The organism is Gilliamella sp. B2889, from assembly GCF_026536885.1.
Lineage (GTDB): Bacteria > Pseudomonadota > Gammaproteobacteria > Enterobacterales > Orbaceae > Gilliamella > Gilliamella apicola_E.
Genome location: NZ_JAFNNF010000002.1, coordinates 176,592 through 189,065 on the forward strand (window position 1 = coordinate 176,592; position 12,474 = coordinate 189,065).

The following is a 12,474-nucleotide window of genomic DNA, read 5'->3' on the forward strand; positions in this document are numbered from 1 at the left end:
ACTTTCACTTTCATTTATTAATCAGATAAAAGTAAATGAATTATCAATATTAACCATTTTGGAATAGATATGGATTAATTTATCAAAATATCTTTATTGGCTATTATAGCGTATTAAAAATAATCTTATTAGATAATTAATCTATATCTTAATTATTATTCTGCTATAATCTCCAGAATTTTCTTAAAAGAACTGATAATAGATAGACATGTTACCCGCAATAATTACATCAATATTAGATACTGATGCTTATAAATTGCATATGCAGCAAGCTGTTTTTCATCATTATCCTGATGTGACTGTGAATGCACAGTTCCGGTGTCGTAGTGATGATTTACTAGGTCAGTATGCTGATGAAATTGCTCATCAAGTTAAATTAATGGAGTCTCTAGCTCTTACTGAAGATGAGTTCGCCTATTTGTCGCATATTTCTTTTTTTAAACCAGATTATTTAAATTGGCTAAAAAATTGGCATTTTAATAGTCAATTGTTAACGATTAAAAATGAAGATGGTCAGCTAGTTATTCAAATTGAAGGTAAATGGGTTGATGTGATTTTGTGGGAAGTACCATTGCTTGCAGTAATTAGTGAGATTGTTCATAAAGATCGTTCTCCTAATATTGGTGTTGATCAAGCACTGGTAAGACTTAAAGATAAATTAGCAATATTTGATACTAATGATATCGATATATCTGGTTTCAATTTGATGGATTTTGGCACACGAAGACGTTACTCTTTTGCTGTACAAGAAGCCGTTGTTAGTTATTTGCAAAACCATTTTACCAATTTTAATAGTACTAGTAATTATTTATTGGCATATCGTTTAGGATTGACACCAATTGGTACTCAAGCACATGAATGGTTTCAAGCTCATCAGCGTTTAAGTACCAATTTACAAGACTGCCAGAAGACGGCACTACAAGTTTGGTTAGATGAGTATCCACATGATTTGGGTGTTGCATTAACTGATTGTATTACGATGGATGCATTTTTACGGGATTTTGATTATTATTTAGCCTCTCATTATCAAGGATTACGCCATGATTCAGGCGATCCGATAGAGTGGGGCGAAAAAGCGATTCGTCATTATCAGCAATTAGGAATTGATCCTAAAACAAAATTACTGGTTTTTTCTGATAGCCTAAACTTTGATAAAGCGCTTAAAATCTATCAATACTTCAATAACCGAGTAAAATTATCTTTTGGTATAGGCGGTTTTTTAGCTTGTGACATTCCGTCTACAGAGTTTAATACCAAATCCTTGAATATTGTGTTAAAACTCACTGAATGTAATAATCAACCTGTAGCTAAATTATCAGATAGTCCTGGAAAAACGATTTCGAAAGATTTGGCCTATATTGATGAATTGAAAAGAACGTTCAAAGTCAATCATTAATAATAAAAGTAGATTATTAATGCTAAAAATTAAATAAGTAATATATCATTAACCGGTATTATTAATCATAAAGGAAATTTTTATGATTAGTCATTTTAAACTTATATTACTTTTAATAATATTAACTATATAGATAATAAAATAGAGATGGATAATTAAAATGAATTCAGTTGCTCCTATTGTTGACGTGTTACAAGGCAAAATTGCTGTTGGTAGCACTATTTCTGTTCAAGGCTGGGTACGGACGCGCCGTGATTCGAAAGCCGGTATTTCATTTCTGGCTGTTTATGATGGCTCATGCTTTGATCCTATTCAAGCTGTCATAGAAAAAGATCTACTAAATTATGAACAGGATATTTTACGTTTAACTGCTGGCTGTTCAGTAAAAGTAACAGGAAAAGTAGTTGAATCTCCTGGTCAAGGTCAAAAATATGAGTTGCAAGCAACGAATGTTGAAGTTTATGGTTTTGTTGACGATCCTGAAACTTATCCTATGGCCGCTAAACGTCACTCAATTGAATATCTTCGTGAGGTTGCCCATTTACGTGCTAGAACCAATATTGTGGGAGCAATCACTCGTGTACGACATACATTAGCCCAAGCTATTCACCAATTTTTTGATGAACGTGGATTCTTCTGGTTATCAACACCAATTATTACCGCATCAGATACAGAAGGTGCGGGAGAAATGTTTCGAGTTTCAACTCTTGATATGTTAAACCTACCTAAAACAGATAATGGTAAAATTGACTTTGATAAAGATTTTTTTGGTAAAGAAGCCTTTTTGACTGTTTCGGGTCAACTCAATGCAGAAACTTATGCTTGTGCACTTTCTAAAGTTTATACTTTTGGTCCAACATTTAGGGCTGAAAATTCAAATACTACTCGCCATTTAGCCGAATTTTGGATGATGGAGCCGGAAGTTGCTTTTGCCGATCTTAACGATAATGCAAAACTCGCCGAAGATATGTTGAAATATGTTTTCAAGACGGTACTAGAGAAACGTGCTGATGATATGCAGTTTTTTACTCAGCATATTGATAAAGAAGCAATCAATCGTTTAGAAAACTTTATTAATGCTGATTTTGCTCAAGTTGATTACACCGATGCCATTTCCATTTTACAAAACTGTGATGCAAAATTTGAAAATCCTGTCAGTTGGGGAATTGATTTAGCTTCAGAACATGAACGGTATTTGGCTGAACAACATTTTAAAGCGCCTGTTGTTGTTAAAAATTATCCTAAGGATATCAAAGCATTTTATATGCGTATGAATGATGATGGTAAAACTGTTGCAGCAATGGATGTATTAGCGCCAGGAATCGGCGAGATCATTGGTGGTTCGCAACGTGAAGAACGCTTAGATATGTTAGATAAACGTATGGATGAGTTAGGTCTTAAAAAAGAAGACTACTGGTGGTATCGTGATTTACGTCGTTATGGAACTGTACCACATTCAGGTTTTGGACTTGGTTTTGAACGATTGATAGTGTATGTCACTGGAGTACAAAATGTTCGTGATGTGATCCCATTCCCAAGAACACCTCGTAATGCAAATTTCTAAAATTTGCTCAAATTATCAACTGACTTTTTGTCAGTTGATATAAAAATTAATATAAATAAAATACAAAAATCGTATAAAAACTAATCAAACGGATGCAATTTTAAGCTTAGACACTAAGTTTTAGGAAAAGTTCACTTGATTTTAATAAATTTTTATACATAATTTACAGTACTGTGAAAATTGAGATAAAAATAATAGTTAAAAACATTATTTTTGGATGAATAATCATTGTAACAAAATTGACACAACCCAAAAGACGTGTCTTTTAAGAAAAATAACCATGAGGGTAAGAAATGAAACGTAATCTATTAGCAATCGCTATCCCTGCTCTTTTAGTAGCAGCAGGTGCAAATGCTTCTATCGAAGTATGGAATAAAGATGGTAACAAAGTAGACTTTTACGGACGAGTAAAAGCTGCTAACAACATCACTGACCGTGGACAAGTAGGTGAAGGTGATGATACTTCAGCTCGTTTAGGTATGTCTGGTCAAACACAAATCACTGACGGCATCACTGGTTATGGTCGTTGGGAATATGAAGCTAAAGCAGGAAAAAACAATGCTGACAATGAAGTACGTTATGCATTCGCTGGTTTAAACTTTGGTGATTTTGGTTCATTCGATTACGGTCGTAATGACGGTGTGTTAAAAGCAATCACTGCATATACTGACGTATTACCACAATTTGGTGGTGATGCAGCAAACAACAAATGGCATGTATTAACTGAACGTACTAAAGCTGTTGCTACTTACCGTAATAATAACTTCTTTGGTTTAACTGATGACTTGAGCTTTGCATTACAATATGCTGATAATGGTGATGCAACTAAAGCGTATCGTTTAACAAATAGTCATTTAGATAAGTACAATAAACAATCAAAAGAAGCTTGGGGTGCAAATGCACAATGGCGTATTTTTGATACTGGTTTAACTCTTGGTGGTGGTTATGCACAAGATGCTGGTAGTGATAATCGTCATAGCACTTGGGCAACAGGTATCAAATATGACAACTATAACCTATATTTAGGTGCTAACTACTTCCAAAGTAAACACAAAAATGGTGTTGCTACCTATGGTGAAGTAGCTGGTGTGGATACTTTTGTAAGAAATACTGATTTCAAAGTTAGAGGTTTCGAATTAGTAGCTCAATATGGTATTGATCTTGAGGTTGGTCGTTTAACTCCGTCAATTGCTTACGTTCAACACAAAGTTAAATCTTCTGATTATAGCAATTTCCACAGATATGGTGAAACTTGGAAATACAAAGGATTTAATTCACCAGAAGTTAAGTATGTATCTGTAGGTGCAACTTATGATCTAAATAAAAACTTTAGTGCAATTGTTGAATACAAATTTAACTTACTTGATCGTAAAGATATCGGTGCAGCAAGTAATACTGAAACTCAACGTGGTAAACATGCGAACAAACCAGGTACTAAAGACGTGTTAGGTGTTGGTTTAATTTACCAATTCTAATCTCTTAATATCCTTAAATATCTCAAAAAGGCACTTAGGTGCCTTTTTTTTCGTCTATTAAATGTCAAACCATACAAAAAAACATTTTATGCTTAAAAAAAATTAATTTTAAGTCATAAAATAGTCCTGATTCGCAGAATTACATGTGATAAACATTGTTAATCTACAGTGTTTCAATAAAAATCTAGTATTCAATAGTAGATATCCTAGTAATAATTTAGTTGCTATTTGAAAGCAACTATTTATTAAACCAAGAACAAATATTTTTGTATCTTTTTTCAATAATAAAATACCTAAGAGGGTAATTAAATGAAACGTAATCTATTAGCAATTGCTATTCCTGCACTATTAATTGCCGGAACAGCTAGCGCTTCTATTGAAGTGTGGAATAAAGATGGCAATAAAGTTGACTTTTATGGTCGAGTCTATGCTTTAAATTATCTTACTGATCGAAATAATCAAACTGGCGAAGGTGACAAAACGACAGCTCGTTTAGGTATGTCAGGTGAAACACAAATTTCAGATAGTTTGAGCGGCTATGGTCGTTGGGAATATGAAGCAAAAACTGGAGCAGATGCTGATAACGAAACTCGTTATGCATATGCTGGTTTAAATTTTGGTGATTTTGGTTCATTTGACTACGGTCGTAACGATGGCGTATTAAAAACTTTAACTTCTTATACTGACGTTCTACCTGAATTTGGTGGTGATGCTTCAAATAATGATATTTATGCATTAACGGCTAGAACAAAAGCAGTAGCGACTTACCGTAATTCAAACTTTTTTGGATTAGTTGACGGTTTGCGTTTTGCAGTACAGTATGCAGATAACGGAGATAATAGTTCAACTCAATATCTAAATAAACACGATCGTACTGACCATGATAGTGCAGAAGCATGGGGTTCTGTAATTGATTGGGATGTGCTTGATAGTGGTTTATCTATTGGTGCAGGTTATGCGCAAACTGGTGGACATAAAGATGCTAAAGCATGGTCAGCAGGTGCTAAATATAATAACGACAATCTTTATTTAGCCGCACTTTATATTCAAGGTAAACAAAAATATGGTTGGGAAAAAGCATCAACCACAAGTAATACTGATGATTTGAAAACCAAAGGTTTTGAATTAGTTGCACAATATGGTATTGACTTTGAAGTTGGTCGTTTAACGCCTTCTGTTGCTTATATTCAACATAAAGTACAAGATGCTTCAAACTTCTCAAGAAGTGGTGATGCAGGTCTTAAAGGTAATGATTTAGTTAAATATGTTGATGTTGGCTTAACTTATGATTTTAATAAAAATTTATCAGCCATTGTTGATTATAAAATCAATTTGTTAGATAAGAATGATATTGGCGCACGTCGTGCTTTATATGAAGACGGTACATTTAGTAAATCTCAAATTAAAGCAACAGCTAAGGATACTGTTGCATTAGGATTAATTTATCAATTCTAATTATTTTATCTTTTGATTTGATAAAGGCACTTCGGTGCCTTTTTTCTTGTCTTTCTGGATCAAATACTGCTTGCACTTTAATAGATAGTTTGCTAAAAAACACACAAAATAATAAGAAATTAGGATTATTTGATGCTTTATATTACTCGAAAGCTATCCGGAAAGAAAAACATTGCATTGGTTGCACATGATCATTTGAAAGAAGCATTATTAAATTGGTGCAAAACAAATCGCGAAGAACTCTCTCATCATAATTTATGTGGAACAGGTACAACAGGTACATTAATTAAGAAAGAAACCGGATTAAATATTACGCCAATGCTTAGTGGCCCAATGGGGGGCGATCAGCAAATTGGCGCTTTAATCGCAGAAGGTAAAATTGATATTCTTATATTTTTCTGGGATCCTCTAAATGCCGTTCCTCATGATCCAGATGTAAAAGCACTATTACGCTTATCAACGGTTTGGAACATTCCGGTTGCAACTAATCAAGCAACAGCTAACGCATTAATACAGTCCTCAATATTTACTCAAGAAGTGGAGATAGAGATCCCTGATTATCAAGGCTATTTAAATGAAAGAGTAAAATAAATGCCAATTCCTTCACAAGTTCGCAAAACAGGTAGATACATATTATTATTTGATAATCTGTTTATTGTATTGGGATTTTATGTCGTATTTCCGCTCGTTTCTACGCACTTTGTTAGCCAAATAGGTTGGAGTGCACTATTTGTTGGTTTTGCTTTAGGATTTCGTCAATTTGTTCAACAAGGATTTGGCTTAATTGGTGGTGCTATAGCTGATCGATTTGGTGCAAAACCCATGATCATAACAGGTATGTTTTTGCGGTCGATTGGCTTTATTTCAATGGCTTTAGCAACTGAACACTGGTTATTACTTGTATCTTGCTTATTGTCTGCATTGGGTGGACTGTTATTTGATCCACCTCGAATGGGATTAACCATAAAATTTACTAGACCTCACGAACGAGGCAAATTTATATCTTTATTAATGATACAAGATAATGCAGGTGCAGTTATTGGTGCTCTTATTGGTGGTATCTTAATAGATTATGATTTCCAATTAGTTTGTTGGTGCGGCGCTTTTATCTTTTTCTTATGTGGCATTTTTAATCTGTTTTTTTTACCCTCTTATCATATTGCAATTGGTAAAGCTTCAATTATTAATGGTATGAAAATGGTTTTGAAAGATAAAAAGTTTACTCATTATGTGCTTACTTTAACTGGTTATTATGTGCTTGGGGTACAAGTCATGTTGATGCTACCTCTAACTATTACCAATATTTCAGGAAGTTCAAGCTATGTGAAATGGATGTACGTGATTGAAGCAATTATCTCACTAACTCTGCTTTATCCTATTGCTCGGTTTAGTGAAAAACATTTTAGATTAGATCAACGCCTTAAATTTGGATTACTATTGATGTCGTTTGCCTTTATAATAATCGGATTTACATCCCAATTATCTATTTTGTTATCACTCATAGCGCTTTTTTACCTTGGGGCAATTGTAGCAGAGCCGGCTAGAGAAACTTTAGCAACCGTTTTAACTAATCCAAAAGCCAAAGGTAGTTATATGGGATTTAGTCGATTAGGGCTTGCTTTAGGTGGGTTTGTTGGTTATACCGGTGCCGGTTGGCTTTATGAAATTGCAATCAAGATCAGTTTTCCGCATTTGCCGTGGATTATTTTAACTTTAGTTGGTTTCTTAACGTTAGGTTATTTACAGTATTTATTTAAAGATGAACCCCCATCAATTTAGTTAAGATGAAAAATATCGGTTAATTTCACCATATTTAAATAAAATAGCTTCACCAACGTTTAATTTATGCCAAGTTTCATTTGAAGTTAATGGCATAGTTGAAATAATGGTGACAATATCATTTGGTGTGGTATGCTTTTGAAAATCAATTTCGACATCCTCATCAATTAATTTAGCTTTACCAAATGGTGCTTTGCGGGTTATCCAATGCAAATTAGTTGAGCAATAAGCAAAGACATATTGCCCATTAGAAAGCAGCATATTAAATATACCAAATTGATTTAGATTAAGCGCACATTCTTGAATATAAGTAAAAAGCTCAATATCATCAGAGGGTTGTTTGGGATATTTTTTATGCAATTGATTAATTAAATAACAAAAAGCATATTCACTATCTGTTAACCCAACAGGTTCAAAAATCCCTATATCTAATGTTTGATAATCAGTCAATTGCCCATTGTGAGCAAATGTCCAATTTTTTCCCCATAATTCACGAGTAAAAGGATGAGTATTTTCTAAGGCCACCCCTCCTCGATTAGCTTGACGAATATGAGCAATTACTGCCGTTGATTTTATTGGGTATTGTTGAACTAATTTAGCTATAGGAGAAAAACTACAAGGTTCAGGATCTTTGAAAGTACGACATCCTTTACCTTCATAAAATGTTATTCCCCAGCCATCTTTATGTGGACCTTTATCACCGCCACGTTTGATTAAACTGGTAAAACTAAAACAGATATCAGTCGGTACATTGGCACTCATACCCAATAATTCGCACATATTAAGCCATCTCTTTTTCAATGAGTAAAATCAAAATGTGAATCACTTTTATATGGATTTCTTGAACTCTATCAGCATAACCAAAATGAGGTACACGAATGTCTACATCAGCCAAACCATTCATTTTTCCACCATCTTTACCTGTAAGCGTGATAATTTTCATACCTTTTTGTTTTGCTGCTTCAATCGCTTTAATGACATTAGTTGAGTTTCCTGAAGTTGAAATACCTAGTAGTACATCACCTTTTTGACCAACACCTTCTACATAGCGAGAAAAAATAGAATCGAAACCATAATCATTTCCAACGCAGGATATATGACTCACATCTGATATTGCAATAGCAGGATAAGATGGTCGGTTATCGCGAAAACGACCAGTTAATTCTTCTGCAAAATGCATAGCATCACAATGAGAACCTCCATTACCACATGAAAGTACTTTACCACCTTGTTTAAATGAGTTAGCGATTAAAATGGCCGCCTGCTGGATTTGTTTAAGATTATCATCATTTGAAATGAAATTGGCTAAAACTTCAATTGCTTGATTTAGCTCATCTCGAATAGTGTTAATGTACATCAATTTTACCCCTTTTTATAAAAAGTTTTTCTTATTATTGTAATTCGTTAATAACAGCTTGCAAGTAATAAAAACGAAATTTCTTATAGTAAGAAAAAACTTTGATGCAATTATTAAAAAAATTTATAAATCTTTGTTGAAGGAATGATAATTTATAAATGTAAAAATTACATTTTATAAACTGTAAATTTACAAACAATAACTTTGGAATAATCATGCTTACTTATGCTTGTTATAAACATATTAATTCACTATTTTTGCTAATAGGATAACCCTTTAATCTGTGCTATAATTGGCTTATAAATTTTTCACTAAAAGTGATTATAAAATTGCATCTAGAATCTATCGATAAGGAATAAATATGCAAATAGTTAAAGGTAAAGTTGCTGCACCAAAAGCTAAAGTAGCCATTATAGTGGCACGTTTTAACCAATTTATTAACGAAAGTTTAGTTACTGGAGCAGTAGATGTATTAACTCGTATTGGTCAAGTTGAAGATAAAAACATTTCAGTTATTTGGGTACCAGGCGCTTACGAAATTCCTTTAGCAGCAAAAGTTGCTGCACAATCAAAAAAATATGATGCCATTGTAGCATTAGGTACGGTAATTCGTGGCAGTACGGCTCATTTTGATTTCGTTGCTGGAGAATCAAGTTCAGGTTTATTGAATGCTAGTTTAGAGTATTCAATACCAGTTGGTTTTGGAATCTTAACCACCGAAAGTATTGAGCAGGCGATCGAACGAGCTGGAACTAAAGCGGGTAATAAAGGTGCTGAAGCAGCATTAACCGCACTTGAAATGTTAAATGTTATCAAAACAATTAAGGGGTAATTTAGTGGCGTTAGTTAATCCTCGTCGTCGAGCAAGAGAGTGTGCCGTTCAAGCCATTTACTCTTGGCAAATTTCTAAAAATGATCTTGCTGATGTTGAGAGCAGTTTTATAGCTGAACAAGATATGAAAGGTGTTGATAGTAAATATTTTAGAGAATTACTTCATGGTGTTGCCAAAAACACAGCAGAATTAGATGAAAAAATGGCACCTTACCTAACAGAAAGAACTGTTGATGAGTTAGGACAAATTGAATTAGCGGTACTACGAATTGCAACTTATGAATTAATGAAGAGACATGATGTCCCTTATAAAGTGGTTATCAATGAAGCAATTGATCTGGCGAAAACTTTTGGCGCAGAAGAAAGCCACAAATTTATAAATGGTGTATTGGATAAAGTTGCTCCAACTATTCGTACACGATAACTGTCTTAAATTGGGAATATTATGAACGACACGATCGAAAAAAGCAGGCCTTCAATTTTTTATGCCAAAAATAGTCAATCAAGTGTGAAATCTGTAAAAAACAAAGGCAATGATCATCGAAGTAAGCGTAAAAATGATAGTTTTCAGTCTAATTCAAATGCAAAAAATGATCGAATTGAAACATTTAAAGTAAAATCATCAAATAAAACTATAAAGTCATCTAAAGTAAACTTAAATTTATCAGATGAACATGATTCTCCTTGGCAAAAAAAAGTTAAAGATAACGATCAAACTCCAACATTTGGTTACGATGAGTATCGACAAAAAAAAGAAGAGACTTTAGTTTATAGTGAAAACAGTTGTAGAGCTGTATTTAAGCATCGACGCTCTGCTATAGTGAAATTATTTATTACTCAAGAAATGACTTACCAGTTTAAAGATTTAATTAATTGGTTAGTCAAACAACGACTAGGTTATGACGTTGTATCAACAGAACAAATTACTAAAATAACTCAAAACCTACATCATGGTGGAGTTTGTTTAATTGTTAAAAAACGGATACCACTCTCTTTACTTGATTATTTACATGAACATGATGATAGAGTTCGTGATTGTATTCTTGCGATTGATGATGTTAATAACCCTCATAATTTAGGTGGATTAGTTCGTAGCGCTGCTTTTTTTGGCGTTAATGGTATCATTTTGCGTCAAACTAATTTGCTTGATAGTGGATCAGCAATGCGAGTCGCTGAAGGTGGTATTGAAGCGATTGAACCAATTAAAAGTGATGATTTTATTGTATCCATAGATATATTAAAAAAGAATGGTTATCAAATAATTGCCTTATTACCATGTCAGTCAAAATCTATTAAATCAACCGAATTATCACAACTTGAATTTAAAAAGAAAGTTGTATTAATTATATTTCAACAAATTAATACAAAGTTAATTAATTGTGCTGATAATGTTGTGCATTTGAGTGGTAATGATAATATGTCGGCATTAAATATTTCTGTTGCAGCAGGGATTGTTTTATCTACTATTAAATATCAATCTTAATTGATATTGCTCTAGTTATTTTTGAATATTTTGATGAAGTTAACACTTTTATCTTCTCATTATATTAAATAGCATCAATTGGTTAGAAAATGGTTGTTTTTTCTGTACATTGGTATCGAGTTTTTTAATGTATTGGTAATTATTATGTCATCTAAACATCGAGTTGGTTTAATTTTTGGTAAGTTCTATCCATTACACAGTGGCCACATTTATCTTATTGAAAAAGCGTTAACGCAAGTTGATGAATTACATGTAATGCTTGGTTGTGAAGCAACTCGCGATAAACAACTATTTGAGAAAAGTCGTTTACCTAGACAGCCACAAGTTAGTGATCGTTTTTCATGGTTAAAAGATACCTTCAAAGATAGGCATAATATTCATATTTATATTTCTGATGAAACTGGAATTAACTATTATCCTAATGGTTGGAAAGAGTGGAGTGATAGTATTAAACATATATTATCAGAAAATAAAATTGAACCATCTGTTGTGTTTACTAGTGAACCACAAGATGTAACGGAGCATGAGCGCTATTTTGGTTGCCCAGTATTTGTTATTGATGCTAATCGTGAATTCGTTAATATCAGTGCGACCAAAATTCGAGAAAATCCTTATCAAAATTGGTCTTTTATTGCCCAAGCAGCTAGACCTTTTTTTGTTAAAAAAGTCGCCATCATAGGACATGATAAATTTAATGAATTGCCCGTAAAATTAGCTAATATTTATAATACACAATATGTTTCAAATGGGTATATAAATTATATTCAACGAGAAATTTCAACTCTAGAAAATAAACGTTACTTAAGTGAAAATGATTATCTAAGAATTGCAATGTTACATGTAGAGAGAATGAGTAAATCATTAGAAAATGCTAATAAACTTCTCTTTACTTCTATCGATTTTGGGACATTATCTAACTACTACGAGCAAATTTTTGATAAATCTAATGAAGTCTTAATTGGACTAAAAAGTAGCTACCAATTTGATTTAATTATTCATGAAAATGAATTACCGGCGAATTCCACTCCATTACAGCATTTTGAAATTGTTTCTAAAATGGTTGAATCGTTATTGATTTAGCTCATCACATTTAGGTTAGCTTATGTTAAAATAAGCTAACTTTTTGTGATAGG

Annotated in this window: 12 protein-coding genes; 10 read left to right on the top strand and 2 right to left on the bottom strand. The window is 33.0% G+C overall.

What is annotated here, in order from left to right:
• Nucleotides 1-208 precede the first annotated feature (208 nt).
• The 6 genes from pncB to mdtH all read left to right on the top strand — a co-directional run bounded on the left by pncB (nt 209) and on the right by mdtH (nt 7,669).
• On the top strand, nt 209-1,396 hold the full coding sequence (pncB, locus tag J3U09_RS03725; protein WP_267357173.1) for a nicotinate phosphoribosyltransferase: 1,188 nt from the start codon (nt 209-211) through the stop codon (nt 1,394-1,396).
• A 160-nt stretch (nt 1,397-1,556) separates the two neighbouring features.
• Nucleotides 1,557-2,960 (top strand): asparagine--tRNA ligase, encoded by a 1,404-nt coding sequence (asnS, locus tag J3U09_RS03730; RefSeq protein ID WP_267357174.1) that lies wholly within the window; start codon nt 1,557-1,559, stop codon nt 2,958-2,960.
• Nucleotides 2,961-3,253: 293 nt separating this feature from the next.
• A complete protein-coding gene (locus tag J3U09_RS03735; protein WP_267357175.1) occupies nt 3,254-4,435 on the top strand; it encodes a porin in 1,182 nt (393 codons plus the stop codon).
• A gap of 309 nt (nt 4,436-4,744) precedes the next feature.
• On the top strand, nt 4,745-5,890 hold the full coding sequence (locus tag J3U09_RS03740; RefSeq protein WP_267330465.1) for a porin: 1,146 nt from the start codon (nt 4,745-4,747) through the stop codon (nt 5,888-5,890).
• 132 nt (nt 5,891-6,022) lie between these two features.
• Nucleotides 6,023-6,481 carry a methylglyoxal synthase gene (locus tag J3U09_RS03745; RefSeq protein WP_267357176.1) on the top strand — a complete coding sequence of 153 codons (459 nt, stop codon included), beginning with the start codon at nt 6,023-6,025 and terminating at the stop codon, nt 6,479-6,481.
• A complete protein-coding gene (gene mdtH / locus J3U09_RS03750; protein ID WP_267357177.1) occupies nt 6,482-7,669 on the top strand; it encodes a multidrug efflux MFS transporter MdtH in 1,188 nt (395 codons plus the stop codon).
• Here the strand turns inward: mdtH and J3U09_RS03755 are convergent, their stop codons facing one another.
• Together J3U09_RS03755 and lpcA are read right to left on the bottom strand one after the other, a co-directional pair.
• Nucleotides 7,670-8,449 (bottom strand): class II glutamine amidotransferase, encoded by a 780-nt coding sequence (locus J3U09_RS03755; RefSeq protein WP_267331791.1) that lies wholly within the window; start codon nt 8,447-8,449, stop codon nt 7,670-7,672. It abuts the gene before it with no gap.
• Nucleotide 8,450: 1 nt separating this feature from the next.
• Nucleotides 8,451-9,026 carry a D-sedoheptulose 7-phosphate isomerase gene (gene lpcA, locus J3U09_RS03760; protein ID WP_267357178.1) on the bottom strand — a complete coding sequence of 192 codons (576 nt, stop codon included), beginning with the start codon at nt 9,024-9,026 and terminating at the stop codon, nt 8,451-8,453.
• Between the two features lie 361 nt (nt 9,027-9,387).
• Between lpcA and ribE the strand changes: the two genes are divergently transcribed.
• The 4 genes from ribE to nadR all read left to right on the top strand — a co-directional run bounded on the left by ribE (nt 9,388) and on the right by nadR (nt 12,421).
• A complete protein-coding gene (gene ribE / locus J3U09_RS03765; protein ID WP_416380031.1) occupies nt 9,388-9,858 on the top strand; it encodes a 6,7-dimethyl-8-ribityllumazine synthase in 471 nt (156 codons plus the stop codon).
• Between the two features lie 4 nt (nt 9,859-9,862).
• Nucleotides 9,863-10,282: a transcription antitermination factor NusB gene (gene nusB, locus J3U09_RS03770; protein WP_218058472.1), complete on the top strand. Its 420-nt coding sequence runs from the start codon at nt 9,863-9,865 to the stop codon at nt 10,280-10,282.
• A gap of 21 nt (nt 10,283-10,303) precedes the next feature.
• Nucleotides 10,304-11,341 (top strand): TrmH family RNA methyltransferase, encoded by a 1,038-nt coding sequence (locus J3U09_RS03775; RefSeq protein ID WP_267357179.1) that lies wholly within the window; start codon nt 10,304-10,306, stop codon nt 11,339-11,341.
• A 144-nt stretch (nt 11,342-11,485) separates the two neighbouring features.
• A complete protein-coding gene (gene nadR, locus J3U09_RS03780; protein WP_267357180.1) occupies nt 11,486-12,421 on the top strand; it encodes a multifunctional transcriptional regulator/nicotinamide-nucleotide adenylyltransferase/ribosylnicotinamide kinase NadR in 936 nt (311 codons plus the stop codon).
• Nucleotides 12,422-12,474: the final 53 nt, after the last annotated feature.